The sequence below is a fragment of the Mangrovibrevibacter kandeliae genome (genome assembly GCF_024519155.1).
Taxonomy (GTDB): domain Bacteria; phylum Pseudomonadota; class Alphaproteobacteria; order Rhizobiales; family Rhizobiaceae; genus Mangrovibrevibacter; species Mangrovibrevibacter kandeliae.
In genome coordinates this window covers 1-26,375 of the sequence record NZ_JANIFJ010000007.1, presented here as the reverse complement: position 1 = coordinate 26,375, position 26,375 = coordinate 1, and the positions used below count along the sequence as shown (strand labels likewise).

Sequence of the window (26,375 nt, the reverse complement as noted above, 5' to 3'; positions counted from 1 at the left end):
GCCGAAGCGACAGGACGTGAAAGGGAATGACGGTGCAGACTTCGCGCAAAACCCGGCTGGCGCTGATCGGCGCCCTCGCCGCCTCGACCTTCCTCGCCAACAGCGCCTTCGCCGCCGGCGAGGCGACCGGCGACAATCCGACGCAGCGCACCGTTCCCTACGTCTCCAGCGTGTCCGGCGCCTATCTCGCCGCCAAGGCGGCGCAGATCAGCGGCGATCTCGGCGTCGCCACCGGCTACTTCGACGCCGCGCTGCGCTACGACCCGGAGTCGGAGGACCTGCAGCAGGACGCGCTGTTCGCTTACCTCGCCGATGGCCGCTTCAAGAACGGCGTCGATCTCGCGGCCAAGCTGCGCGACGACCCCGACGTCGGCAAGGTGGCGCGTATCGCGCTCGGTGTCGACGACCTGCGGCGCGGTGCGTTCGACGCGGCCGTGGAGCAGTTCGACCTGCCCAATCCGAGCGATCTCGACGCGCTCCTCCTCGGTCACCTGATGGCCTGGGCCGAGGTCGGCGCGGGTCATGTGGACGCGGCGCTGGAGCGGATCGGCAAGCTCGACAATGCGCAGTGGTATCCGACCTTCAACCACTACCAGGCCGGCCTGATCGGCATTCTCACCGGCCGCGACGACCTCGCTCGCAAGGAGCTGAGCGCCCTCGTCGACGACGCCTCGCAGGCGCAGACCTCGACCGACGCCTATCTCGGCGCGGTCGAAGCACTGGCCCGGCTGGAGGCACGGGCCGGGAACAAGGACGCTGCGATCGCCGCCGTGGACAAGGGGCTGGACATCGCCGCCACCTACGACCCGCTCGTGCGGCTGAAGGAGCGCATCGAGAAGGGCGAGACGATCGAGCCGGCGATCGCCAGCGTCGGCCGCGGCGCCGCCGAGGTGCTCTACGTGCTCGGTCAGGCGATCAATCGCGGCGAAGGCCAGCAGGTCGCGCTGCTTTATTTCCAGCTGGCGCGTGCGATCGCACCGGCCGACGACATGCTTCTCAACGCCTTGGCCGGCGTCGCCGAAAAGGCCCAGCGGCTGGATCTGGCGATCTCCTACTACGACGAGATCCCGCAGGATTCCCCGCTGCGCCGCACCGCCGACCTGCAGACGGGGCTCGACCTCTGGTATGCCGAGCGCAAGCAGGAGGCCACCGAGCACCTGCGCGCCGCCGTCGAGCGCTACCCGCAGGACCTGCAGGCCCATCTCGCCTTCGCCGACGTTCTCTCGGCCGACAAGAACTACGGCGAGGCCGCCAAGGTGCTCGACGATGCCGCCAAGTTCTCGGCGCCCGACGATGCCGGCACTTGGAACCTCTACTATCAGCGCGGCATCGCGCATGAGCGGCTGAAGCAGTGGGACGAGGCCGAGCCGAACTTCAAGAAGGCCCTCGAGCTCTATCCGAACCAGCCGCAGGTCCTGAACTATCTCGGCTACTCCTGGGTCGACATGAACCGGAACCTCGACGAGGGGCTCCAGATGATCAAGACCGCCGTCGAGCTCCGGCCCAACGACGGCTACATCATCGACTCGCTCGGCTGGGCCTACTACCGGCTCGGCCGCTACGATCAGGCCGTGGAGCAGCTCGAGCGGGCCGTCCTGATCAACCCGGTGGATCCGACCATCAATGATCATCTCGGCGACGCCTACTGGCGCGTCGGCCGCGAGCGTGAGGCGAAGTTCCAGTGGCAGCGGTCGCTGGTCGGCGATCCGAAGCCGGATGAAGACCTCGTGAAGACGATCAACGACAAGCTTGCCAACGGCCTGCCGCCGGCCCAGTCGAACGGGCCGCAGAAGGCAGCGGCCGACCCCGGCGCGGCCCAGCCGCAGGACAGCGCGGCGGTGAAGCCGGCCGAGGCGCCGGCGCAGAAGGCCGACTGACACGAATGCCGCAGACCCGCGAGCGGCTGCGGCTCGCCTATGGCGGGGTCCTGGCGCCGGCCAAGGTGAACCTCGCGCTGCACGTGACCGGGCGGCGGCCGAACGGGTACCACGACCTTGACAGCGTGGTCGTGTTCGCGGCCGACGGCGACGGTTTGATGGTCGAGCCCGCCGGCGAGGACCGTTTCGAGACCTCTGGTCCCTTTGCCGCTCAGCTCGGCGGCACCGGCGACAATCTCGTCCTGAAGGCGCTGGGCGCTGCCCGGGAGGTCGCGGCGGCTTCGGGCCTCGAGGTCGGACCGCTGGCGATCACGCTTGACAAGCGCCTGCCGGTCGCGAGCGGCATCGGCGGCGGCTCGGCCGACGCCGCCGCGCTCCTGACCCTCGTGGCCGACGCCGCGCCGGAGCTGCGGTCCGCCCTGCGGCGAGAGGCGCTGAAGCTCGGGGCGGACGTGCCGATGTGCCTCGACGGATGTGCGGCACGGATCACCGGCATCGGCGAGATCGGCGAGCCGCTGATCCGGTTGCCGGCCTGCGGGCTCCTGCTCGTCAATCCCGGGGTTGCGGTGGCGACTCCCGATGTCTTCCGCGCACTGCAGTGCACCGACAATCCTTTGTTGCCGCCGCTGCCGCCGGAAGGCTTCGCGAGCGCCGACGCGCTTGCCGGGTGGCTGCGCACCACACGCAACGACCTCGAGGTGCCGGCGCGTGGCCTTGCGCCGGCCATCGCCGAAGTCCAGACCGCAATCGATCGAACCGGCGCGCTCGTCGCGCGCATGTCGGGATCGGGCGCGACGGTCTACGGCCTCTATTCCACACCGGACGATGCCCGCAGTGCCGCCGCCGACATTCAAGCCGGCCGTGATGACTGGTGGATGCTGCCGACCCACATGCGCCCACAGGAGACTGCAGCATGAGCGAGCGCGACTTCGTATCCCTCTCGATCGCCGTTCTCACGGTGTCGGACACCCGGTCCTTCGCCGACGACAAGTCCGGCGCGCTCCTGGCGGACCGGCTCGTGGAGGCCGGCCACGCGCTCGCCAACCGCCGGATCGTCCCGGACGACGTCGACGCGATCCGCGAGGTCGTCACCGCATGGTGTGCGGATCCGGCGATCGACGTGGTGCTGACGACGGGCGGAACCGGCTTCACCGGCCGCGACGTCACCCCGGAGGCCCTGGAGCCACTGTTTCAGAAGCGCATGGACGGCTTCTCGGCGGTGTTCCACCGGATTTCCTACGACAAGATCGGCGTCTCCACGATCCAGTCTCGCGCCACCGCGGGCGTCGTCGAGGCCACCTTCGTCTTCGCCCTGCCCGGCTCACCCGGCGCCTGCCGCGACGCTTGGGATGGCATCCTGAAGGACCAGCTCGACTACCGCCACCGGCCCTGCAACTTCGTCGAGATCATGCCGCGGCTCGACGAGCACCTGCGTCGCGGCGGCCGCTCGGCCTGAGGCCGCGGACGACTCGCGAACGGACCGCGTTCGAACTCGGTCTGCCAGGGCGGCGCCCGCCGGCGATCCCCCGCATGCCGGCATGACAGGAGAAGCCGCTTTCGGCGTGCAGTGTCAGGGGCCGGCGCTCGGCCGGATCGACACGGGCAGGCGGATCGCCTTCCTTCGCCTGGCGATGGCGTCGAGGCTCTCGTCCCCAGACTGAAGCGTCGACACCTCGGCCCGCGGCAGCAGCAGGCCGTCGCGCAGCGCCGAACGCCCCCGCCGCAGGCGCCACGACCAGCCGGCCCCGGCCGGACGCAGCGGATGGAACCGGGCGGCCACCGCCGGGCCTCCGGCGAGGTGCGCGACCACCGGTTCCGTCCAGCCCTCGCTCAGCCGGGCGCCGGGCTCCAGCCACAGCAGCCACTCGCCCTTCGCTGACCGGAGCGCGGCCGCCAGTTGCCTCGCCGCGATCAGCCGGCAGCCGGCATGGTCTGCCACCTTGCGCGTCGCCTCGTCCGGTTCACGTTCGACCACCACGACCTCGCGGATCACGCCCTCCACGGCGCCGGGCACGAGTGAAGCGAGGGTTAGGGCGAGTTCGGCGGAATGTGCCCGGGTTTCGATGAAGACGCTCAACATTTCCTGTGGATAGCCGCCTGCCGATCCAAGCGCCAGCGGAACCATGATGCCCTTGCTTTGTTCTTGTATTGTTCTTCCGCCCGCGTTAGGACTTCGTTCATATCGAAGGCCCCAACCCTGGAGGGTCGTCCTATGCAGGACATACAGCTCGCTGACCGCGCCGCCTTCTCGGCGCCCAACGGGATCGACATCGCCCAGCACGTCGTCGCCGAGTCCGGCGTGCGCGTCGGCTTCGACCGGCGCCGCGGGCGCGGGGCCGGCGTCAACCCGACCGGCCGCTACGAGCCGTTCGCACGCCGTGCCGTGGATGACGGCTGGAACACGATCGAGGACCTGCCGCCGTTCAAGACCGAGGTGCAGGTGGAGCGGCCGAAGACGATCATCACGCGCAACAGCTCGCCGGATATCTCCTTCGACCGGTCGATCAATCCCTATCGCGGCTGCGAGCACGGCTGCGTCTACTGCTTCGCCCGGCCGAGCCACGCCTATATGGGGCTGTCGCCGGGGCTCGATTTCGAATCGAAGCTCTTTGCCAAGCCGAACGCCGCCGAGCTGCTGGAGGCCGAGCTGGCGAAGCCGGGCTATGAGCCGCGGTCGATCGCCATCGGCACCAACACCGATCCGTACCAGCCGATCGAGAAGCGCATGGAGATCATGCGCGAGATCCTCGAGGTGCTGGAGGCGGCGAACCATCCGGTCGGGATCGTCACCAAGTCGGCGCTGGTGACGCGCGACATCGACATCCTGCAGCGCATGGCGGCAAAGGGCCTCGCCAAGGTGGCGCTGTCGGTGACGACGCTCGATCGCACGCTCGCCCGGGCGATGGAGCCGCGCGCCGCCACCCCGCCGAAGCGGCTGGAGGCGCTGAAAGCACTCTCGGACGCGGGCATACCGACCATGGTGATGACCGCGCCTGTCATCCCAGGGCTGAACGACCACGAGATCGAGCGCATCCTCGAGGCGGCCGTCGCGGCCGGCGTCAAGGAGGCGGGTTACGTCCTGCTGCGCCTGCCGCTGGAGGTGAGCTCGATCTTCAAGGACTGGCTGCTGCGGCACTATCCGGACCGCTATCGGCACGTGCTCTCGCTGCTTCGCTCGATGCGCGACGGCAAGGACTACGACGCCGAATGGGGCAAGCGGATGAAAGGCAACGGACCCTACGCCTTCCAGATCCGGCGACGCTTCGAGATGACGGCCAAGCGGCTCGGGCTGAACGAGAAGCGCACCCAGCCGCGGACCGATCTCTTTACCGCGCCGAAGGGCGCTGGCGTTCAATTGTCGCTGCTCTGAGGGTCAGCCGGCCAGGCCCGCCTTCGTTCGGCGATCGGCTGGGCCACGTGCACCCGACGGCCCCTCACGGCGACGGAGCGGGCCTCGCGTCACGGCCTCCGGCAGGCGGGCGTGCGGCGGCACGAGAAAAGTCTCACCCGTGTCTCCTCTGGGCGGGCGAGGCTTGTGGAGAATCGGAGAATGCGCGAGTCTCGCCGCAATGGCTCGCCGTTCCTCCGATTCTCCCGCCCCCGTCGCGTCTGCCCGCCGGTCCGCAGGTCGTCCGGCCGTGGGGCGCACCGCGACGGTGATCACCCTTCAACGTCCCGATTTCCGGCTCGAGGAGGAGCGCTTCGCCCGCGGGGCGCGCTTCGTCGCGGGTGTCGACGAGGCCGGACGTGGTCCTCTGGCGGGACCGGTCGTCGCGGCGGCCGTGATCCTCGATCCCGAGTGCATCCCGGACGGGCTGAACGATTCCAAGAAGCTCCTGGCAGAGGACCGCGAGCGCCTGTTCGAGGCGATCCTCAGCTGCGCCACCGTCGCCTTCGCATCGGCGAGCGCCGCCGAAATCGACCGCTTCAACATCCGCGGCGCGACGCTCGTCGCCATGCGGCGCGCCCTGCAGGCGCTCGGGCAGGCGCCCTGCCATGCCCTCGTCGATGGCAAGGACGTGCCGCCGGCCTTCGCCGCCAAGGGAACGGCGGTGATCGAGGGCGACGCACGATGCCTCTCGATCGCTGCGGCCTCCATCGTCGCAAAGGTGGTGAGGGATCGGATGATGACCCGCGCCTGCGCGGTCCATCCGGGCTACGGCTTCAGCCGCCACATGGGCTACGCGACCGCCGAGCATCGCGCGGCGATCACCCAGCTCGGCCCCTCCCCGCTCCACCGCATGAGCTTCCGCCCGCTCCGCCCGGACCTTCTCGACGCGGCCGAGTAGGCTTCGCGTTCGGCTGCCGGGATGTCCGTTCGCCGCGACGGCCCCGCCATGGCGCTACGCAACGACGACTGCGCCGCCTTCTCCGCCGCGTCAGACCGGCGTTGACGCCTGGCCGCAGGCCATGCCCAGCCGTGGATGCTGGTCCAACGTCAGAGAAGCGACGCCTCGTGATGATCTCTCGCCGGACGGTGCACCGACCCGGTAAGGCATGGATCCCGGCTCGAGGCCGGGATGACGAACCCTGAGCCCTCACATGCGGAAGCGTAACACAGGGGAGACGGCGGCTGCGCTCATCCTCTGCAGAGCAATCGGCGGCCGGAAGTCACGCAAACGAAAACGGGCCGCTCGCGCGACCCGTTCAACTCTTCCGGCGCTGCCTCGCCGGCCTACTGCAGGCGACTGCGGACCTCCGCGATCGAGCGATCGACGTAGCCGGGGTTCTCGCCCCTGGCGTTGCGCTCGGTGATGATGCGCGTGGCCGCGTCGACAGCGAGGTTGACCGCTGCGCTGCGAACCTCGGCGACCGCCTCGCTTTCGGCCTGGGCGATCTTCGCCTCGGCCATCGCGGTGCGGCGCTCGACGTAGTCGTGGCTCTTCTGCCGCGCGTCCTCGACGATCAGCGAGGCCTCGCGCTGTGCCGCGGCGACGATCTCGCGCGCCTCGCTCTCGGCCTCGCGGCGGCGGCGCTGGTATTCGGCCAGCTGCTGCTTGGCCTCCTCCTTCAGCTCGCGCGCTTCCTCGATCTCGTTGCGGATGCGCTCTGCCCGCTGGTCGAGATTCGAGGCGATGATGCCGGGCACCTTGTAGTAGATGACGATGCCGATGAAGATGATGAGCGCGACGAGCGCCCAGAATGTCTCATCCATGCCGTGTGCTCCTTCAGCTCTTCGCGGCGCGCACGGAGCCGGCGACGTCCTCGCGCGACACGGTCAGGCCAGCGACATCGGTGAGAATGCTTTCGGCGACGTCCTCGGCGATGGTGCCGACGTCGGCGAGCGCGGTCTGCTTGATTTCGGCGATACGAGCCTGCGCCGTCTCGAGCTTGGCGTCGAGTTCACCCTCGACCCGCTTGCGCTCGGCTTCGGCATCGGCGCGGGCGGCGTCGCGTGCCTCCTGCCCGATTGCCTGCGAGCGCTGGCGCGCCTCGGCCAGCTCCTGCTCGTAGGCGGCCTGCGCCTCGTCGGCATCGAGCCGCATGCGCTCGGCCGCCTCGAGATCGTGCGCAATCCGGTCACGACGGTTCTCGATGATCCCGGCGAGCCGCGGCACCAGCACGCGCTTCAGGACGAGGTAGAACAGCGTGAAGATGATCGCCAGCCACAGGACCTGCGAGGCGAAATACTGCGGGTTCATCGGCGGGAATCCGCCCTCGTGGCCGCCTTCGGCCTGAACCGTCTCGCCGTGCTGCGCGGCCTCGGTGTCCGAGGGCGGCAGGGCGTGACTGGTCGGGGGCGCGTCGGCCTCCTGCGCGAAGGCTTGTGTCACGAACATTCTTGAAAGTCTCCGGCAAAACGGTGGCTCACCCGGCCCGATGGCCGGATGAGCCCTGAGACACGATCCTCAGAAGCGTCGGACAATCAGCCGACGAAGAGGAGCAGCAGCGCGATCAGCAGCGAGAAGATGCCGAGCGCTTCGGTCACGGCGAAGCCGAAGATCAGGCGGCCGAACTGGCCGTCCGCCGCGCTCGGGTTGCGCAGCGCGCCGGCGAGGTACTGGGCGAACATGTTGCCGAGGCCGAGGGCGGTGAAGCCCATGCCGAAGCAGGCGAGCCCGGCGCCGAGGTAACGTGCAGCATCCGCGTCCATGAAAAACTCCTTTGGTTGGATCGTGCGGGTGGAGTCCGCGGCCGAACGGCCGCGAAACTTTGGAAAACTCAGTGGTGCGGGTGCACCGCGTCGTTGAGGTACATGCAGGTCAGCACTGCGAAGACGTAGGCCTGCAGGAAGGCGACGAGGAACTCGAGCGCCGTCAGGGCCACGGTCATCAGCAGCGGCAGCACGGCGCCGCCGATGCCGAGCGCGCCCAGCGCGCTCAGCGACACCACGAAGCCGGCAAAGACCTTCAGCGTGATGTGGCCCGCCAGCATGTTGGCGAAGAGACGAACCGACAGCGAGACCGGCCGGGACAGGAACGAGATCACCTCGATCAGCACCACGAAGGGCAGGATCACCCCTGGCACGCCCGATGGCACGAAGACCTGGAACCACGAGAGGCCGTGCTTGTAGATGCCGTAGCCGACGACCACGCCAATCACCGTCATCGCCAGCGCGAAGGTGACGATGATGTGGCTGGTGATGGTGAAGAAGTACGGGAACATCCCGAACAGGTTGCCGACTAGCACGAACATGAAGATCGAGAACACGAAGGGGAAGAACTGCATTCCCTGCGAACCGGCGGAGTCGCGCAGCATGTTGGCGACGAACTCGTAGGAGAGCTCGGCCGTCGACTGCAGGCGCCCGGGCACCAGACCGCGCCCCTGGGTGGCCGAGAAGAGGAACCCGGCGCCCACCGCCGCGGTCAGCGCCATGAACAGCGAGGAATTGGTGAACGAGAGGTCCAGACCGCCGATCTCGATCGGGATCAGGCGATGGATCTGGAACTGATGGATCGGATCGTTCGCCAAACTCAAGTGTCCTTTTACGTCAAGCGCGGCTCAAAGCCGCCTTGCCATAGCGTTCCATGCGACGCTTCGCAACACCCCGCCTTCGATCAATGGGGCTTGTGGACGAGCGAAAAACTCAGCCCTTCGCGGGCGGCGTCTTGCCGACCGAGCGCAGGATGTTGAGGACGCCGGCGGCAAACCCCAGCATCAGGAAGATCACGAGCGCGATCGGCGTCGAGCCGAGGGCAAGGTCGATGAGATAACCGATCCCGGCGCCGACCAGGACGCCGGCGACGAACTCGCTCGCCAGCCGCAGGCCCTCCCCGAGGCCTTGCAGGCCGCCCTGTTTGCGCTCCGGTGCTGCGGACCCGTCGACCCTGGCGCGCTGGGCGGCGATCCGCTCGGCAAGATCGGCCCGCCGTGCGGTCCATTCCGCGTCCGACGCCTCGCCACCGGATCCGACTGTCGGCGTCTTGCCGCGCCGGGCGTCATCCTCGCTCATCGTCATTCCCCCTCGCTCCCCTGCTGTCCCCCGAGATAAACCGGCGTGTCAGGCGGTCAAAGCCCGTCCTTCGGCAGCTCTCAGACCAGCGGCACCTTGACCGCCTCCTCCGGCACCTCGGCCACCACCGCCTGCCGATGGAAGATGAAGAGCCCCGCGACGACGATGATCGCCGAGCCGACCAGCATCCGAACGCCCGGCACGTCGCCGAAGAAGGCGTAGCCGAAGACGACGCCCCACAGAAGCAGCGTGTATTGCAGCGGCGCCAGAGTCGAGGCGGGGGCGAGCTTCAGCGAGCGGGCGATCAGCAGGTGGCCGCAGCAGGCGACGACGCCGAGGAGGAGCAGCGAGCCGAGCCCGAGGGCATCCGGCGTGCGCCAGGTCCACAGGCACCAGACGGCGCCGGTCAGGAGCGCGCCCGTCGTCTGCCAGCCGACCAGCACAGCGTCGGAGGTGTCGCGCAACACGCGGTTCAGCACCAGCGCAGCCGAGAAGGACAGGCTGCCGAGCAGTGCGAACAGCGAGGCTGGCGACAGCGAGGCCGAGGACGGCCGCAGGATCACGAGGACGCCGACGAAGCCGACCGCGATCGCCAACCAGCGCCGCCAGCCGACGCGCTCGCCGAGACAGAAATGCGACATCGCGGCGACCCAGATCGGGCCGGCCATGTAGAACGTCATCACGTCGGCGAGCGGCAGGTAGACGACGGCAGCGTAGAATAGTGCCGTGTCGGCCGTGGCCAGCACGACGCGCAGCAGCTGCAGGCCCGGCTGGGCCGGACGAAGCAGCGCGGCAGCCGGCTGGCGCGCCAGCATCGGCGACAGCACGACGAACGCGCCGACCGAGCGCACCAGCAGGAGCTGGCCGACCGAGAAGCTGGCGACCAGCCACTTGCCCATCGCGTCGTTCAGGGCGAACAGGAAATCGGCGAGCAGCATCAACAGGATGCCCGCGGTCACGAGGCCGGTGGTGCGGGATGCGGAAACGGCGCCGGACGCCATGCGGAACAGCTTTCGAGTGCGTTGAAACGATCCGGCGAGCCATAGCCGTCGCCGCGCCCGCTGGCGAGCGGTCAGGCGCCACACCTTTCCGGCACCGAGCCGCGCGGTATCTGCGGGGCTCGCAGTCGACCCATCGGAGCCAGCCTCATGTCCAGCGACCCGACGCATCCTCCTCTCGACGCGGAGACCATCGCCTTCGCCGGCCAGATCTTCGACCGTGCCCGCTCGGGCGATGCCGAGGAGATCGAGGCGCTGCTCGGCGCCGGGCTGCCGGCGAACATGTGCAACGACAAGGGCGACACGCTGCTGATGCTGGCGAGCTATCACGGGCACCCGGCCACGGTGCGCGCGCTGCTCGCGCACGGCGCCGACCCGGAGCGGGCCAACGATCGCGGCCAGACCCCGCTCGTCGCCGCCGCCTTCAAGGGCGATCGCGGCTGCGTCGAGGCGTTGCTCGAGCACGGTGCGGCGATCGACGGACACGGCGGCGACGGGCGCACCGCGCTGATGACGGCGGCGATGTTCAACCGGCTGGAGATGGTCGAACTGCTGCTCGACCGCGGCGCCGATCCGGCCCTTTGCGATGCCGCCGGCTTCTCGGCGGCCGAAGCGGCCGACAAGATGGGCGCCGGCGAGGCGGCCGCACGCCTGCGGCAGGCGACCGGCGGCTGATCGCGGCGGCCTCCCGCATCTCGCAGCCGTCGCATGAAGGTACGCCGGGCCGCCCGGAGGCCTCACCGGGCGGCTGTCCCGACTCAGGGAAGACCCGGAACCGCCGACAGTGGAGTTTCGGGCCGGCGAGCGCCCTTACCAGCCGCCGCCGAAGGTGCGGTAGAAGATGTGCCGGCCGATCTTGTCGACCTTCTCCATCGCGTTCGCCCAGCGCGGCTTGACGTAGGTCGCGTGGTAATGGGTCGCCGATCCGACCTCCGGGATCCAGATCTCGCCCTTCGTCACCTGATCGGCGACGGATTCGGCCTCCTTCCAGGCGTCGGCGTCGCGGATCCGATCCTTGCGACCGTCGCAGGCGAAGGAGAACTGGCAGCGGTTGCGCCAGTTCTTGTTCTGGTAGACCACGCCGCAGATCGTCTTCGGATAGGCCGGGTTGCGCACCCGGTTGAGGATCACCTGTGCCACCGCCGCCTGACCGAGCTCGGATTCGCCGCGGGCCTCGAAGTAGATGCCGCGCGCGAGGCAGGCCTGTTCCTTGTCCGCGTAGGCCGTGGCCGGCAGCGGGGTCGCCGCCCAGGCGTGGTCCTCGTCGCCGACCGGCGGCACGAAAGGCGTCGACGGGTCGTTCTTCAGGATCTTGCCGAACAGCGAGGCGGCGCCGTTCGGGCCGGTCTCTTCGGCATAGCCGAGGGCCGTGGTTTCGCCGGCAGCGCCGGTGTGCGAGGCGGCTGCGACGAGAACCGAGGGCGGCGCCGATGTGGTCGGCACGATCGCCCCGATGCGGCTCTGGAAGTTCATCGCGAGTTCGACCGGCAGGACCTTGCCCCTGTGGCTGGTGAAGCCCGACGCGATCTCCTCGTCGCCCTGGCCGAGGCTCGGCCGCAGCGCGCTCTGGCGCTGCAGGATCGAGCCTGCGGTGAAGGCGCGCGGCGGTGCGGCCGGCGTCACGGCGATGACGCGCCGGCCCTTGTCGGCGCGTGTCACGCGAGCCTCGTCCGGGGAAACGACCACCGGCCGGCTCGTCGCGACGGTGAACTTCTCGCCGTCGCGCACCTGCAGGCCAACGCCGCTCGGCAGTCGCTCGGAGACACGCTCGCTGGCGAAGGCGACCTTCGCCTCCTCGATCGCGCCCGCCGGCGATGGAATGAAGAAGGTCTGCCAGCGGGCGGCCGCGCCGTCGCCGTTGAGCAGGCTCGTCATGTCCTGGTAGGCCGCCGACGTCGTGAACGCCGGCACCAGCAGCAGCCCGCCGACGAGCACCGCCAGCGCCTTCATGCCGGTCCTGGTCTTCCGTCCGTCGCGGCGCATCGACACGCGCCGCCCCCTCGCTTCCGCCATCACCCCGATCCGCTCGAACCCCTCGACCGGACCGAGAATGGATCATTAACCTTGTCCGTTGGTTAACGGATGGTGGAAAACTTGCTTCGCAATCAGGACGATGGCGCTCGGCTCCGCCGCTTGGCGAAGGGATTGTCCGGCTTGCGCAGGCCGAGTCGAATGGGCACGCCGAGCAGACCGAAGGTCTCGCGCAGCCCGTTGACGAGGTAGCGCGTGTAGGAGGCGTTGATCGCTTCCGGCCGCGAGGTCGAGATCATGAAGGTCGGCGGCCGGCTCTTCACCTGCGTCATGTACTTGATGTTGACGCGCCGGCCCGCGACCGCCGGCGGCGGGTGATGGCTCACGACGCGCTCAAGCCAGCGGTTCAGCTTGGCGGTCGAGATGCGCTTGTTCCAGATCTCGTGGGTCTCGGCGACCGCCTGCATCAGCCGGTCCAGCCCCTCGCCGCTTTCGCCGGAGATCGGCACGGCGCGAATGCCGCGGGCCTGCGGCAGCAGTCGTTCGGTCTGCTCGCGCAGATCGGCGAGCATCGCCTGCCGATCCTCCACGAGATCCCACTTGTTGAAGGCAATCACCGGCGCCCGTCCCTCGCGCACGATCAGGTCCGCGATCTGCAGGTCCTGCCGCTCGAAGGGGATCGTGACGTCGAGCACGATGACGACCACCTCGGCGAACTTGATCGCCCGCAGCGCGTCGGCGACCGACAGCTTCTCGAGCTTCTCCTGTACGCGCGCCTTGCGCCTGAGGCCGGCGGTGTCGAACATCTTGACGCGACGGCCGCGCCATTCCCACTCCACCGAGATGGAGTCGCGCGTGATGCCGGCTTCCGGTCCGGTCAGCAGACGGTCCTCGCCCAGAAAGCGGTTGATCAGTGTCGACTTGCCGGCATTCGGGCGACCGACGATGGCAATCCGCAGCGGCTTGGTCGCATCGTAGAGGTCGAGCTCGGCCTCCTCGTCCGCCTCGTCGTCCGGCGGCAGGTCGACCGAGGTGACGGCGACCTCGTCCGGCTCAATCGCTTCGTGCTCGTCGCGGAACGCGGCGAGGCCGAGGCTTTCGACCAGCGCGTCGCGCAGGTCGCCCATGCCCTCGCCATGCTCGGCCGAGATCGCCACGGGCTCGCCGAGGCCGAGCGCGAAGGCGTCGTAGAAGCCAGCGTCCGAACCGCGCGCTTCGGCCTTGTTGGCGACCAGCACCACCGGCTTGTTCTTGCGCCGCAGGAGCTCGGCGAAGCTCGCGTCCTGCGTCGTCACGCCGGTCTTGGCATCGACCAGGAACAGCGAGAGATCGGCCGTCTCGATCGCGGCTTCGGTCTGCGCGCGCATGCGACCTTCGAGCGTCGCCGCGCCCGCCTCTTCCAGACCGGCCGTGTCGACGATCTCGAATTCGAGGTCGATGAGCGAGGCCTCGCCCGAGCGGCGGTCGCGCGTCACGCCGGGCCGGTCGTCGACGAGCGCCAGGCGCTTGCCGACGAGCCGGTTGAACAGCGTCGACTTGCCGACATTCGGGCGGCCGATGATGGCGATCGTGACCATAGGTTCTCCGTCGGCCGTCACAGGGCAGCCGCAAGGCCGGGTATGACATCGCGGCGGCAGCGCGTCACCTGCCGCCGTGCCGTCAGATGAACGGTGTCGGGCTCAGCCGCCCGACGACGGCGACGTCGTCGCGGCGGGCGCGTCAGGCGCCGGCACGGAGGCGGCATCCGGAGCAGGCGCCGGCTGCGCAGCGGGCGTATCGGCTGCCGGCGGCGTCGGGGCATCGGTGGCAGGCGCGGGAGTCTCCGGTCCCGCCGCATTCGACGTGGCGGGCGATGCCACCTCGGGCGCGGTCGCGGCAGGCGCAGATGTCTGCGCATCCGGAGCCGCAGCGGGCGGTACGGCGGCCTCCGGCGCTGCGGACGGCGACGTTGTCTCGTCCGGCAGCGTGGTGGGCAGCGCGATTCCGGGCAGCGCATCGACCGACGGCGCGGCATCCGGCGCAGCGTCGGCGTCAGGCGCGGGCGCAGCGGCGCCGTCGCCGCCGGCAGCCGGCTCGGCGGGCACCGCATCCTTGTCGCCCGCCGCGATGACGTCGAGCATTACGGCGGCGCGCCCTGATATTCCCGAAGGCGCCCCCTGGTCGTCGCGCAGTTCCTGGAACAGGGTGCGGGCATTGTCCACGTCGCCCGCCTTCCAGGAGGCGAGGCCGATCGCCTCGCGAGCGGCGAAGCGCAGCGGTTCGGCGTCGCTCGACAGGCGCTCGACACGGCTCCGCACGTCGTCGAGGCTGCCCGTATCGACGAGGATGTAGCCGGCGCGGATCGCGGCCACGTCGCGCAATGGCTGCGGCGCGTCGCCGTCGGCGGCCACCGCGTCATAAGCCTCGACTGCGGCACTGGTGTCTCCGGCCGCCTCGCGCACGCCCGCGATCCGCAGCTTCGCCAGCACCGGATAGGCGCCGGGCGCATCCTCCGCGATCGCCTGGAGCGCGGTGACGGCTTCGTCGGTCTTGCCCTGGTCGGCGAGGTCAAGCGCAGAGAGATAGGCGTCGCCGGCGGTGTTCAGCTGACTGGTGCGGTGCGCTTCCCACCACACCAGACCGGCGGCGATCAGCACCACCAGGACCGCGCCGCCGATCAACAGCCCCCCGTAGCGCCGCCAGACGGCCTGCACCTTGTCGCGCCGGAGATCCTCGTGGACCTCGCGGAAGAAGCTGTCGTCGCTCATGCCGTTCCTCGTCAGCGCCGCCCACCGAACGAGCAACGTGTCATCGAAAGCGGCTTTCTACCGATTTTTGGCGGCGGTGGAAGGGCGGCGGCGCGATTCGCCGCGCGCACAAACGAAGAGGGCCGCCCGAAACGGACGGCCCTCACACAAGCAGAGACGCGGGCGCGCGTCAGAGCGCTGCCTTCACCTTGTCGGCAACCTCGGCCGGCACCCAGTCGGTCCAGACGTCGTCGCGCGTCTCCAGGAAGTGGAGCGCGGTGTCCTCGCCCGTCGCCTGGTTCTCGTCCTTCCAGGCCAGCACCTTGTTGACGACGTCGTTGCCCCAGGAGCGGGTCTTCAGGTACTCGACCGCCGGGCCGGACTCCTTCTCGAGCCGCGGGGTGATCAGCGTGTAGACCTCGGCAGGGGTCCACGCGTTGCGCTTGGGGTCCGCGCAGTCCGGCTGCGTGGTGCAGCTCTTCCACTCGGCCGCGTCGAACGCGACGTCGAACTGCAGCTTCTTCATCGGGTAGCGCCCGATGATCGCCGTCGGCGACCAGTAGTAGCCGAGCCAGCCGGTCTTGCTCTCGTAGGCCTTGGCGATCGACCCGTCGAGGCCAGCGGCCGACCCGGTGTCGACCAGCGTGAAGCCCTGGTCCTCGCCGTCATAGGCCTTGAAGAAGTTGCCGACCATGATCTGGCAGCCCCAGCCCGACGGGCAGTTGTAGACCGCGCCCTTCGACGGATCCTCCGGCGCCGGGAACAGCTCGGGATGCTCGAACGCATCCGACAGCTTGACGATGTCGGGGTGTCCGTCGGCGATGTATTGTGGGATCCAGAACCCTTCCTCGCTGCCGTCGCGCAGCACCTTGGCGCCATACTCGATGCGCTTGTCGGCGACCGCCTGGTCGACCTGCTCGCGGAACTGGTTGACGAAGACCTCGGGCGCGACGTCGGGTTCGCCCTTCTCGGTCATCGAGGTGAAGGTCGGCATCGTGTCGCCGCTGACGATCTCGGCATCGCAACCATAGCCGTTCTTCAAAATGAACTGGTCGATCGCAGCCATCACCTCAGCCGAGGCCCAGTTCATGCTGGCGATGCGGATGCGACCGCACTCCTGCGATCCGGCGTCCTGCGCCTGTGCGGCGGCTGTGAGGCCGAAGAGGGCGACCGCTACGGCAGTCGTCGTGATAAGGCGGTTCATGATCTCCCCCGGATATGGTCATGACGATGTCGCGGGCGAACCCGCTCCCGGTTGAGACCTAGCGGCCTCTGCCGGACATGGCGAGCCCGGCTGGTAGCCGGGCACGTATTGTTGATCACTGGGATCGGGTCGCCGCGGCCGCGCTCAACCTTCCGGCGTCAGCACGATCGTCGCGAGCGGCGGCAGGGTCAGGCCGATGGAGTGCGAGCGGCCATGCACCGGCCAATGCTCGGCGTCCTTGCCGCCCATGTTGCCGACGCCCGAGCCGCCATAGCTCTCGGCATCCGTGTTGAAGACCTCGCGCCAGCGCCCGCCTTCCGGCACGCCGACCCGGTAGTCGTGGCGCGGCACCGGCGTGAAGTTGCAGACGACGAGCACCGGCCGGCCGGCCTTATCCTTGCGGATGTAGGACAGGACGCTCTGCGCGGTGTCGGAGGCGTCGATCCATTCAAACCCGGCGGGGTCGCAGTCGAGCTCGTAAAGCGAGGGCGTCGAGCGATAGAGCGCGTTGAGGTCGCGCACCATCCGGCGCATCCCCTCGTGCGACGGATCATCGAGGAGGTGCCAGTCGAGCGAAAAGTCGTGCGCCCATTCACGCTCCTGCGCGAACTCGCCGCCCATGAACAGGAGCTTCTTGCCCGGGTGGGTCCACATGAAGCCGAAATAGGCTCTGAGGTTGGCGAATTTCTGCCAGCGGTCGCCCGGCATCTTCCCGAGCAGCGAGCCCTTGCCGTACACGACCTCGTCGTGGCTGAGCGGCAGCACGAAGTTTTCGGAATAGGCGTAGACCATCCCGAAGGTCATGTGATGCTGGTGGTAGCGCCGGTTGATCGGGTCTTCCTGCATGTAGTGCAGGGTGTCGTGCATCCAGCCCATGTTCCACTTGAAGTGGAAGCCGAGGCCGCCGGCATAGGTCGGGCGGGAAACGTCCGGGAAGGCGGTCGACTCCTCGGCATGCGTGGTGGCCAAGGGATAATACTCGCCGACGCGCTCGTTGGTCTCCTTCAGGAAGGCCATCGCCTCAAGGTTCTCGCGCCCGCCATAGATGTTCGGCTCCCACTCGCCGGCATTGCGCGAGTAGTCGAGGTACAGCATCGAGGCGACGGCATCGACGCGCAGCCCGTCGATGTGGAAGCGGTCGAGCCAGTAGAGGCCGTTGGCGACGAGGTAATTCTTCACCTCGGTTCGCCCGTAGTTGAAGATCAGGGTGTTCCAGTCCTTGTGGAAGCCCTTGCGCGGGTCGAGGTGCTCGTAGAGCGCCGTGCCGTCGAAGCGGCCAAGCCCGTGGATGTCGGTCGGGAAATGGCCCGGCACCCAGTCGAGAAGCACGCCGATGCCGGCCTGATGCAGCTGGTCGACGAGCCGCGCGAAGCCCTCGGGCGAGCCGAAGCGGGAGGTCGGCGCGTAGAGTCCGATCGGCTGGTAACCCCAGGAGCCGTAGAACGGATGCTCCGACACCGGCATGAACTCGACATGGGTGAAACCCATCTCCTTCACGTAGGGCACCAGTTGCCCGGCGATCTGGTCGTAGTCGAGGAAGGTGTTGCCGTCGCCGCGCCGCCAGGAACCGAGATGGACCTCGTAGATCGAGATCGGCTTGTCCCGGCTTTGCCAGTCCTCCGGCTGCGCGCGGAAGTCGTGATCGTTCCAGTCGTGCTCGACGAGACCGGTGACGATGGAGGCCGTCGACGGAGCCATCTCCTGCATGAAGCCCACCGGGTCCTGCTTCAGGGGCAGGAGTTCACCATTCGGTCCGGTGAGTTCGAACTTGTAGATCTCGCCCTTGCCGATGCCCGGGATGAAGATGTCCCAGCCGCCGAACTCGTAGCGGCGGCGCATCACGTGGCGCCGTCCGTCCCACGAGTTGAAGTTGCCGACCACCGAGACGCGCTGGGCCGACGGTGCCCAGACGGCAAAGGCAACGCCCTTGACGCCCAGGATCTCGGTCGGATGCGCGCCGAGCTTCTCGTAGAGCCGGTAATGCGTGCCCTCGTAGAAATAGAAGGCGTCGAGGTCGGTCATCAACGGCGGGAAGCGGTAGGTGTCCTCTTCCTCCCAGCTGTCGGCGAAATGCGTGTAGCGAAGCCGGTATGGCGCATCCGCCGCCAGCCCGGGCACGAAGCCGGAATGAAAGCCCTCCGGGCCGAAGGGCTCGAGTTCGCCGAGCACCGTCCCCGAGGGATCGACGACGGCCGCCTTCTGGGCGCCGGGTCGGAAGACGCGCACGATCGTGCCGCCGGAGACGGGATGCGGCCCGAGAATGTCGAAGGGGTTGCCATGCGTGCCGCGGCCGATGGATTCGGCGGCCTCGGGATGCGGGCGATGATCGATCGCGGGACCGGCGGTCGGTCGGGTGTCGATGTTCATTTCAGAACCTGTCGCTTCTCGAGGAGGGAGATGATCCCGCGCAGGGGGATTGATAGCCAGGCGGGGCGGAACGCCGCCTCGTAGCGGAGCTCGTAAAAGGCCTTTTGCAGAAGGAAGAGGTCGAGCAGTTGGTTCGTTCCCGGCTCGGAGAGATCGATGCCGGACGCCTCGCTCCACGCCCCCAGGAATTCCGCGACGGTCTCGTCCCGCCACGTCTCGGCCATCTCGCGCTGCCGCTCCTTGGTCGCGTCGTCGGCGGGACCCGCCTTGTCGCGCGCCGCGAAGGCGGCATAGTCGTAGGAGCGCAGCATGCCGGCCACGTCGCGCAGCGGCGAGGACTTCCTGCGGCGTTCCTCCAGCGGCCGTCCCGGCTCGCCCTCGAAGTCGAGGATGACCACGTCATTCTTGGCCACCAGCACCTGGCCGAGATGGTAGTCGCCGTGGATGCGGGTGCGCCGGCTGCCGACCGCGATCTGCGCAAAGCCGTCGAACCAGGTCAGGAGCGCGCTTTGGTTGGCGAGGAGACGGTCGATCTCCTCCACGTTCGCATCGCCGCCGCTGCCCGATCGCAGCTGCCTCAAGACGGACAGCGCGTCTTCGGCCTCCTTCTTCGCCTCGGCGATGAAGCCGCCGAGGGCCCCGGCGTCGATCGGCTCCGGATCGAAATCGGCGTCTCCGGTGACGGTGGCGAGCGCCGCATGCATCTCGCCGGTGCGCGTACCAATGGTGCGACCGGCCTCGATCTGGATCTGGATCTTCGGCTCGGACAGTGCGCCGACCTCGCCATCGACGTCGGCAAAGGGCTGTGTCGTATAGGCGTGGTCGCGTAGATAGCGCACCAGTGCATCGGTGATGACGCCCCAGGCATCGCCCTGGTTCTCGACCCGCTGGAAGAGCGCGGCGATTGCCGTCCGCGTGCCGTCCTCGCGGGCGAGCTCGACGCTGCCGAGCAGCGCCGGCGCCGCAGTAAAGTCGGTCTTCTCGGTGAGGAAGCGCGTGACCTCGAGCTCCGGCTGGATGCCGTCGCGCAGCTGCCGGTAGAACTTCAGGATGCCGACCGTGCCGATCGCAATCGAGGTGTTCGACTGCTCGCCGCCGAGCGGCGCGATGTCGTCGACCGCCACCACGGCTGCCGCGTCGACCGCTTCGGCCTCGGCGGCGGAGCGCTCGACCTCCAGCCGGCCGCCGGGCACCTCGACGGCCTCGCCCGCCGCGACCATCTCGACCATCGCCTTGGCGAAGTCCGGATCGCGGCCGCCGTCCAGCACCGCACCAAGTCGCGGGCCCTTGCGGATCTTGGCGAGCGTGTAGGGAAGCGCCGGCGCGTCGCGGCTGAGGTGCTTCTCGCCCCACTTCACGCCGAGCGGCAGGAAGTAGCGCTGCGCACCGGCCGGCAGATCGACAGTGACCTCGGCGATCAGGTGGTGGCGCGATGCCGGGGGCGCCCCGTAGACGGTGAAGTCGACGCTCTTCGGCTTCTCGCTCTTGGCCGCGAACCAGCGCTGGCGGCTCACGAACTCGGGCAGCGAATCCCGAAGATCGAAGCGGTTGCGGCCGGTCAGAGCCTCGCGCAGGTCACCGTTGGTGACGAGAGTACGGAAGTCAGGCAGTGGCTGCGGCACGCTGGTGAGGCCGACCGACCCGGCAGACGTCAGCTCGAACCAGAAGAAGCCGAAAGCCGGCAACGACAGGATGTAGGGCCCCGCGCCGATCGGCGGGAACGCCGACTGGCCGAGCATCTCCACGGGCATGCAGCCCTGGAACTCGGAGAGGTCGATCTCGACGGCCTGGGCCGAGCTCGACAGGTTGGCGACGCACAGGATGCGTTCGCTCTTGTGCTCGCGCAGATAGGCCAGGATTTTCCGGTTCGACGGGTAAAGGAACTTGATGGCGCCGCGGCCGAAGGCCTCGCGGGTGCGCCGCACCTGGATCAGGCGGCGCGTCCAGTTCAGCGGCGAGGCCGGGTTGTTCGACTGCGCCTCGACATTCAGTGCCTGGTAGCCGTAGAGCGCATCCTGGATCACCGGCAGATAGAGCCGCTGCGGATCGGCGCGGGAAAAGCCGCCGTTGCGGTCGGCCGACCACTGCATCGGCGTGCGCACGCCGTCGCGGTCGCCGAGATAGATGTTGTCGCCCATGCCGATCTCGTCGCCGTAGTAGACGACGGGCGTGCCCGGCATCGACATCAGGAGCGCGTTGAGAAGCTCGACCTTGCGCCGGTCGTTGCCCATCAGCGGCGACAGGCGGCGGCGGATGCCGAGATTGATGCGGGCGCGGGTCTCGGAGGCGTAGGTCGACCAGAGATAGTCGCGCTCCTCCTCCGTCACCATCTCGAGCGTCAGCTCGTCGTGGTTGCGCAGAAAGATCGCCCACTGGCAGTTGTCCGGGATCTCCGGCGTCTGCCGCATGATGTCGGTGATCGGGTGCCGGTCCTCCTGGGCCAGCGCCATGTACATGCGCGGCATCAGCGGAAAGTGGAACGCCATGTGGCATTCGTCGCCGTCGCCGAAATACGGACGCGTGTCCTCCGGCCACTGGTTCGCCTCGGCCAGCAGCATCCGGTCGGGATAGTGCTTGTCGAGGTCGGCGCGGATCGCCTTCAGGACGTCGTGGGTCTCCGGCAGGTTCTCGTTGTTGGTGCCGTCGCGCTCGACGAGATAGGGAATCGCGTCGAGCCGCAGCCCGTCGACACCCTTGTCGAGCCAGAAGTGCATCACCGAGAGCACCTCCTCCATCACCTTTGGATTGTCGAAGTTGAGGTCCGGCTGGTGCGAGTAGAAGCGGTGCCAGAAATATTGCTTGGCGACCGGGTCCCAGGTCCAGTTCGACACCTCCGTGTCGAGGAAGATGATGCGCGTCTCGTCGTAGCGCTCGTCCGTGTCCGACCAGACGTAGAAGTCGCGCTCGGGCGAACCGGCCGGCGCGTTGCGCGCTGCCTGAAACCACGGATGCTGGTCGGAGGTGTGGTTGATGACGAGCTCGGTGATGACCCGCATCCCGCGCTTGTGCGCCTCCTCCACGAGCCGGTCGAAGTCCTCCATCGTGCCGTAGGAGGGATTGATCGCGCGGTAGTCGGCGATGTCGTAGCCATCGTCGCGCAGCGGCGAGGGATAGAAGGGCAAGAGCCAGATGGCGGTGACGCCGAGCCCCTGGATGTAGTCGAGCTTCTCGAGCAGTCCGCCGAAGTCGCCGATGCCGTCCGCGTTGGAATCGGCAAACGTCTTCACGTGCAGCTGGTAGATGATCGCGTCCTTGTACCAGTCGGTCGCGTCGGGATCGGGACCGGCTGTCACATCGGTCGGCGTCAGAAGGACATGCTCGGTCATGTTACACTCGGCTTGAACGGGAGATGCGCAGGACGGCGAAGGGGCATTCGCTCGGATTGAGGTACCAGTGCTGGATCTTGCCGCGCCACTCGAAGCGGGCGCCGGTCATCATGTCCTCGACATCCACGAGACCGCTGTCCGGCAGACCGAACTCCCACAACGGCACCTCGAAGCTGCCGCTCTGCGGGTTGTGCGGATCGAGCGAGACGATGAAGAGCAGGAAGGACGAGAGGTCGGCGGTGCGCTTGCCGTAGAACAGGACGTTCTCGTTCCAGAAGTTGTAGAACTGGAGATTGCGGAACTCCTGCAGCGCCGGCTCGGTGCGGCGCAGCCGGTTGAAGAAGGCGATGTCGTCGCGGATGTTGCCCGGCCGCTTCCAGTCGAAGGCGCGGATCTCGTACTTCTCGGAGTTGAGGTACTCCTCCTTGCCCGGCTTCACCGGCTCGTACTCGCACAGCTCGAAGCCGGAATAGACGCCGTAGTTGCCGCCGAGCGTCGCGGCGAGCGCAAGGCGCAGTCGGAACCCTGGACGGCCGGAGGTCTGCAGGAAGACCGGGTTGATGTCCGGCGTGTTGACGAAGAAGTTCGGCCGCATGTACTCGGCGCACGCGTCCTGCGTCAGCTCCGTCAGGTACTCCTCCAGCTCCCACTTCTCGTTGCGCCAGGTGAAGTAGGAATAGGACTGGCTGTAGCCGATCTTGGCGAGGCGCTTCATCACCTTCGGACGAGTGAAGGCCTCGGCAAGGAAGATCGCGCCGGGTTCCACCCTGCGCACCTCCCCGATCACCCACTCCCAGAACGGAAACGGCTTGGTGTGCGGGTTGTCGATCCGGAACATGCGCACGCCGTGCTGCACCCAGTGCAGGAACATGTCGCGCATCGCGTACCAGATCGACGGGATCGCCTTGCGGTAGAAGTGGAAGTTGACGATGTCCTCGTACTTCTTCGGCGGGTTCTCGGCGTACTTGATCGTGCCGTCCGGCCGCCAGTCGAACCACTCCGGATGCTCGCGGATCCAGGGGTGGTCGGGCGAGGCGTTGAGCGCGATGTCGAGCGCGATCTCGAGGCCGTGTGCGCGCGCCGCCTCAACCAGGCGGGCGAAGTCGTCGAAGCTGCCGAGCTCGGGGTGGATGGCCAGGTGCCCGCCTTCCGCGGCGCCGATCGCATAGGGGCTGCCGACGTCACCCGGTTCGGCCCGCAGCGAATTGTTCTTGCCCTTGCGATTGGTCCGGCCGATCGGATGGATCGGCGGGAAGTAGAGGACGTCGAAGCCCATCTCCTTGATGTCGGGCAGGCGGCCGATGACGTCGTCGAAGGTGCCGTGACGGTTCGGGTCGCCCGACTGCGAGCGCGGCATCAGTTCGTACCAGGCGCTGAACGCCGCCGCGGTGCGGTCGACCCAGACGGGCACGTCGATCGCATAGCGCGTGAGATTGGTGCGCTGGCCCGCCTCTTCGAGCAGCGTGACCGTCTCGTCGAGCTGCATCAGCTCGTACTGACTGTCGCGGTCGCCGCTCGCCTCGAACTTCTCGAGCTGCGCCAGCAGCGCCTTCAGCTGGCGCTGGGCCGGCTTCGAGCCGCGCCCCGACTCCATCGCCTTGGTCACGAGCTCGCGCGCCTCGGCCAGTTCGAGCGTGATGTCGATGCCGGCGTCCCGCTTCTTCTTCGCCTCGTCCCGCCACGTCGCATAGAGGTCGCGCCAGGCGAGGATCGAGAAGCGGTAGGGCCCGGGCTGCGGGAAGCTGATGGTAACGCGCCAGCGATCGTTGGCGACGAAGCGCAGCGGCACCTCCGCCCACTCCCCGTCCGCCGGGCCATAGATCACCGCCGCGGCGATCTTGTCGTGACCGTCGGCGAAGACGTCCGCCTCGATCTCCAGCGGCTCGTTTTCGACCCGCTTCACCGCGAAGCGGCCGCCGTCGATCTCGGGCGTCACGCCTTCGATGGCAAGGCGGCTCTCGGCGAGTTCGCGCAGCAGCGACTCCGCATCCTCGTCAGGCCGCCTGCGTGCGGCGCGCTTGGGCTTGGAGATCGCTTCGGCAGCGCTGGACATCGAGGGACCTTCCGTAACGTCTGGGATAAACCGTCTTCTCGCACACGAACGCGCGGCGTCTCGGGCTTGTTCACCGGAAAGTGCGGGATGCCCGGCCGCCGTCTAAGGGATAGGGGCGGCCCGCGGGACGTCCAGCCGCAGGCACCGAGTTTTTTGGCGCCGCACGCGTGGCGCAGCCCAGCGGACACGCGCCAAAGTCTCCCGCAGCGCCGTTGGCGCCGCCCGCAACGGACGTCTCGAAGAGGTCGCGGCGCCTCAGCCCTCCACGGCCTGGACCACCTGCCGCTGCTCGCCGAGATGGGTGCCGCCGAGGGTGACGATGTCGCCGGCCTTGAGGAAGCGCTGCGGCGTCATGCCCATGCCGACACCAGGCGGGGTACCGGTCGTGATCACGTCACCCGGCATCAGCCGCATGAACTGCGAGATGTAGGAGACGAGGGTCTTCACCCCGAAGATCATCGTGGACGTCGAGCCGGTCTGCATCCGCTCGCCGTTGACGTCGAGCCAGAGGTCGACCGCCTGCACGTCCTCGAACTCCTCCGGCGTCACCAGCCAAGGCCCAAGCGGGCCGAAGCCGGGGAAGCTCTTGCCCTTGATCCACTGGCCGCCGCGCTCGGCCTGGAAGGCGCGCTCCGATACGTCGTTGCAGAGGCAGAAGCCTGCGACGTGATCCAGCGCCGCCTCCTCCGAAACGTACAGCGCCTCCTCGCCGATGACGATCGCGAACTCCACCTCCCAATCGAGCTTCTGCGAGCCGCGCGGCAACAGGATGTCGTCGAGCGGGCCGGAAATCGAGGAGACCGCCTTGGAGAACAGGATCGGCTCCGTGGGGATGTCCATGCCCGACTCCTTCGCGTGGTCGGCATAGTTCAGCCCGACGGCAACGAAGGTGCCGACGCCGCCGATGCAGGGGCCGATCCGGTGGGAGGGATCGGCCTTGGGCAGGCTCTTCGGATTGAGCTGGCGCAGCTTGTCGAGCCCGGCCCGCGACAGGGTCTCGCCGGCGATGTCGTCGATCTCGCCCGAGAGGTCGCGAAGGTGGAACTCCTCGTCGATCAGCCCCGGCTTCTCCTTGCCTGCCTCGCCGTACCGTACCAGCCGCATCGCCTTCTCCTTCGAACCTGCCCGCACCTCACCCGGCGCATCGGCCGATACATAGCGAGACAATGCCGCAAGTCCCGTCGGCGTGACGTCGTCGTCCTTCGCAACGGCCGCCGAGGAGGCCGGTGCGGCTGGCGGTGGAGAGGGTCGGCAAAAGCTAGCATCCGCCCGCGAGGAGCACCACCTTCGCTTCCCCCTCATCGACCCTGAGAGATGCCCTCTGAGCCTTAGGTGCGACTTAATGATTGCCTGGGTAAGGATCGCCCTGAAAACGGGATCTCGATCCCGCAGCTGCCACGGCCGTCCCTGCACGTCCCGCGCCCGGAGTTTCCGTCATGAAGATCCGTTCGAACCGGCTGAAGCGCGCCGTCATGACCGCGCTCGTCGTCCTCATCGCGTTCGTCGTCGGTGGCCAGATCGTGGTCGACCGCATGCTGGTCGGCGGCAGCGACGAGCTGGCGGACCAGTCCAAGCTTTGGCTCGCGACCAGCCGGAAGGCCCTCGATCTCGCACAGCTTACCAAGGAGATCGAGCTGAACCTGGTTCAGGTGCAGCAATTCCTGACCGACGTCTCGGCGACGCGTGGACTCGACGGTCTGAACGACGGCTTCGACCTCGCCAAGGAGAATGCCGCGGCCTTCGCCCGCAATGTCGCCGCCGCCCGCGGGCTCGCCAGCGACCTCAAGGCCGACCAGATTATCGGCACGCTCGATGGTCTGACGGCCGCCTTTCCCGGCTTTTACGACGTCGGACAGAAGATGGCCCGCGCCTATGTCGCGGATGGCCCCGAAGGCGGCAACAGGATCATGGGCGAGTTCGACGGCCAGGCCGAGGCGCTGGGCGCGGCGGTCGAGGCCACCAAGTCCAGCATGAGCGATCTTCTGACGCGGATCGACGCCGAGGCCCAGGCCGGGGAGAGCGCGCTCAATGGCAGCAACGCAACCGCCAAGACGATCGCCATGGTGATAGCCGGCGTCACGATGCTCCTCGGCGTCGGCATCGCGCTGTTCATCCGCCGCAGCCTGCTCACGCCGCTCGGACATGCCATCGATTCGCTCGACCGTCTGGCGGACGGCGAGGACGTGCCGGACCTGGCGGGCATCGACCGCAAGGACGAGATGGGCGACCTCGCCCGTGCCTTCGCCTCCTTCAAGCGCGCCGGTGCGGAGAAGACGCGTATCGAGGCCGAAGCCAAGGCGGCGCGCGAGGCGCAGGTCGCCGAGCGAGAGCGCCAGATGGCGGCCGAGCAGGCCAAGGCCGAGGAGCTGAAGGGGTTCGTACACGACATCGAGGCCGGCTTCGAGCGGCTGGCGGAGGGTGACCTGACGGTGCGCATGGAGCGGCCGGTGGCCGAAGAGT

22 protein-coding genes are annotated in these 26,375 nt (G+C 68.2%); 7 read left to right on the top strand and 15 right to left on the bottom strand.

All coding sequences use genetic code 11. The features are described 5' to 3' along the window. Positions 1-26: 26 nt before the first annotated feature. The 3 genes from NPA30_RS16540 to moaB are packed head-to-tail and all read left to right on the top strand — an operon-like array spanning position 27 to position 3,333. Positions 27-1,877 carry a tetratricopeptide repeat protein gene (locus tag NPA30_RS16540; protein ID WP_256803885.1) on the top strand — a complete coding sequence of 617 codons (1,851 nt, stop codon included), beginning with the start codon at positions 27-29 and terminating at the stop codon, positions 1,875-1,877. A 5-nt stretch (positions 1,878-1,882) separates the two neighbouring features. Further along, entirely contained in the window at positions 1,883-2,794 is a 912-nt protein-coding gene (locus NPA30_RS16535) for a 4-(cytidine 5'-diphospho)-2-C-methyl-D-erythritol kinase (protein ID WP_256803884.1), read from the top strand. Beyond that, the gene (gene moaB, locus NPA30_RS16530; RefSeq protein WP_256803883.1) at positions 2,791-3,333 is read left to right on the top strand and encodes a molybdenum cofactor biosynthesis protein B; all 543 of its coding nucleotides are present in this window, start codon (positions 2,791-2,793) and stop codon (positions 3,331-3,333) included. The genes NPA30_RS16535 and moaB overlap by 4 nt, the downstream gene beginning before the upstream one ends. A gap of 114 nt (positions 3,334-3,447) precedes the next feature. Here the strand turns inward: moaB and NPA30_RS16525 are convergent, their stop codons facing one another. Beyond that, positions 3,448-4,002, bottom strand: coding sequence for a glycosyl transferase family 2 (locus tag NPA30_RS16525; protein ID WP_256803882.1), 555 nt, complete (start codon positions 4,000-4,002; stop codon positions 3,448-3,450). A gap of 87 nt (positions 4,003-4,089) precedes the next feature. On the opposite strand from NPA30_RS16525, the gene NPA30_RS16520 reads away from it, so the two are divergent. Both NPA30_RS16520 and NPA30_RS16515 read left to right on the top strand, forming a co-directional pair. After that, complete coding sequence (locus NPA30_RS16520; RefSeq protein WP_256803881.1) at positions 4,090-5,247, top strand: PA0069 family radical SAM protein; 1,158 nt, start codon at positions 4,090-4,092, stop codon at positions 5,245-5,247. Between the two features lie 268 nt (positions 5,248-5,515). Beyond that, a complete protein-coding gene (locus tag NPA30_RS16515; RefSeq protein WP_256803880.1) occupies positions 5,516-6,166 on the top strand; it encodes a ribonuclease HII in 651 nt (216 codons plus the stop codon). A gap of 386 nt (positions 6,167-6,552) precedes the next feature. Here the strand turns inward: NPA30_RS16515 and NPA30_RS16510 are convergent, their stop codons facing one another. From NPA30_RS16510 to NPA30_RS16485, 6 genes are all read right to left on the bottom strand, one after another. After that, positions 6,553-7,032 carry a F0F1 ATP synthase subunit B gene (locus tag NPA30_RS16510; RefSeq protein WP_256803879.1) on the bottom strand — a complete coding sequence of 160 codons (480 nt, stop codon included), beginning with the start codon at positions 7,030-7,032 and terminating at the stop codon, positions 6,553-6,555. Positions 7,033-7,045: 13 nt separating this feature from the next. Continuing rightward, positions 7,046-7,657 carry a F0F1 ATP synthase subunit B gene (locus tag NPA30_RS16505; RefSeq protein WP_256803878.1) on the bottom strand — a complete coding sequence of 204 codons (612 nt, stop codon included), beginning with the start codon at positions 7,655-7,657 and terminating at the stop codon, positions 7,046-7,048. 86 nt (positions 7,658-7,743) lie between these two features. Beyond that, entirely contained in the window at positions 7,744-7,971 is a 228-nt protein-coding gene (locus NPA30_RS16500) for a F0F1 ATP synthase subunit C (RefSeq protein WP_256803877.1), read from the bottom strand. Positions 7,972-8,039: 68 nt separating this feature from the next. Beyond that, positions 8,040-8,789 carry a F0F1 ATP synthase subunit A gene (locus tag NPA30_RS16495; RefSeq protein WP_256803875.1) on the bottom strand — a complete coding sequence of 250 codons (750 nt, stop codon included), beginning with the start codon at positions 8,787-8,789 and terminating at the stop codon, positions 8,040-8,042. A 115-nt stretch (positions 8,790-8,904) separates the two neighbouring features. Beyond that, a complete protein-coding gene (locus NPA30_RS16490) occupies positions 8,905-9,270 on the bottom strand; it encodes an AtpZ/AtpI family protein (RefSeq protein ID WP_256803874.1) in 366 nt (121 codons plus the stop codon). A gap of 80 nt (positions 9,271-9,350) precedes the next feature. Next, on the bottom strand, positions 9,351-10,271 hold the full coding sequence (locus tag NPA30_RS16485; protein ID WP_256803873.1) for a DMT family transporter: 921 nt from the start codon (positions 10,269-10,271) through the stop codon (positions 9,351-9,353). A gap of 147 nt (positions 10,272-10,418) precedes the next feature. On the opposite strand from NPA30_RS16485, the gene NPA30_RS16480 reads away from it, so the two are divergent. Then, a complete protein-coding gene (locus NPA30_RS16480) occupies positions 10,419-10,943 on the top strand; it encodes an ankyrin repeat domain-containing protein (protein ID WP_256803872.1) in 525 nt (174 codons plus the stop codon). 135 nt (positions 10,944-11,078) lie between these two features. Here the strand turns inward: NPA30_RS16480 and NPA30_RS16475 are convergent, their stop codons facing one another. From NPA30_RS16475 to NPA30_RS16440, 8 genes are all read right to left on the bottom strand, one after another. Beyond that, positions 11,079-12,281 carry a cell wall hydrolase gene (locus tag NPA30_RS16475; protein ID WP_256803871.1) on the bottom strand — a complete coding sequence of 401 codons (1,203 nt, stop codon included), beginning with the start codon at positions 12,279-12,281 and terminating at the stop codon, positions 11,079-11,081. 92 nt (positions 12,282-12,373) lie between these two features. Then, a complete protein-coding gene (gene der / locus NPA30_RS16470; protein WP_256803870.1) occupies positions 12,374-13,816 on the bottom strand; it encodes a ribosome biogenesis GTPase Der in 1,443 nt (480 codons plus the stop codon). Positions 13,817-13,918: 102 nt separating this feature from the next. After that, the gene (locus tag NPA30_RS16465; protein WP_256803869.1) at positions 13,919-14,986 is read right to left on the bottom strand and encodes a tetratricopeptide repeat protein; all 1,068 of its coding nucleotides are present in this window, start codon (positions 14,984-14,986) and stop codon (positions 13,919-13,921) included. Between the two features lie 169 nt (positions 14,987-15,155). Then, the gene (locus tag NPA30_RS16460) at positions 15,156-16,169 is read right to left on the bottom strand and encodes an ABC transporter substrate-binding protein (RefSeq protein ID WP_256803868.1); all 1,014 of its coding nucleotides are present in this window, start codon (positions 16,167-16,169) and stop codon (positions 15,156-15,158) included. Positions 16,170-16,313: 144 nt separating this feature from the next. Beyond that, positions 16,314-18,536: a 1,4-alpha-glucan branching protein GlgB gene (gene glgB, locus NPA30_RS16455; RefSeq protein ID WP_256803867.1), complete on the bottom strand. Its 2,223-nt coding sequence runs from the start codon at positions 18,534-18,536 to the stop codon at positions 16,314-16,316. Continuing rightward, complete coding sequence (gene treS / locus NPA30_RS16450) at positions 18,533-21,862, bottom strand: maltose alpha-D-glucosyltransferase (protein ID WP_256803866.1); 3,330 nt, start codon at positions 21,860-21,862, stop codon at positions 18,533-18,535. Before treS ends, glgB begins: the two co-directional genes overlap by 4 nt. Before the next feature lies 1 nt (position 21,863). Then, complete coding sequence (locus NPA30_RS16445; protein ID WP_256803865.1) at positions 21,864-23,915, bottom strand: alpha-1,4-glucan--maltose-1-phosphate maltosyltransferase; 2,052 nt, start codon at positions 23,913-23,915, stop codon at positions 21,864-21,866. 255 nt (positions 23,916-24,170) lie between these two features. Then, positions 24,171-25,019 (bottom strand): fumarylacetoacetate hydrolase family protein, encoded by an 849-nt coding sequence (locus tag NPA30_RS16440; protein ID WP_256803864.1) that lies wholly within the window; start codon positions 25,017-25,019, stop codon positions 24,171-24,173. A gap of 332 nt (positions 25,020-25,351) precedes the next feature. Here NPA30_RS16440 and NPA30_RS16435 point away from each other — a divergent pair. Further along, on the top strand, positions 25,352-26,375 hold a 1,024-nt coding region (locus NPA30_RS16435; RefSeq protein ID WP_256803863.1), incomplete at its 3' end, for a methyl-accepting chemotaxis protein.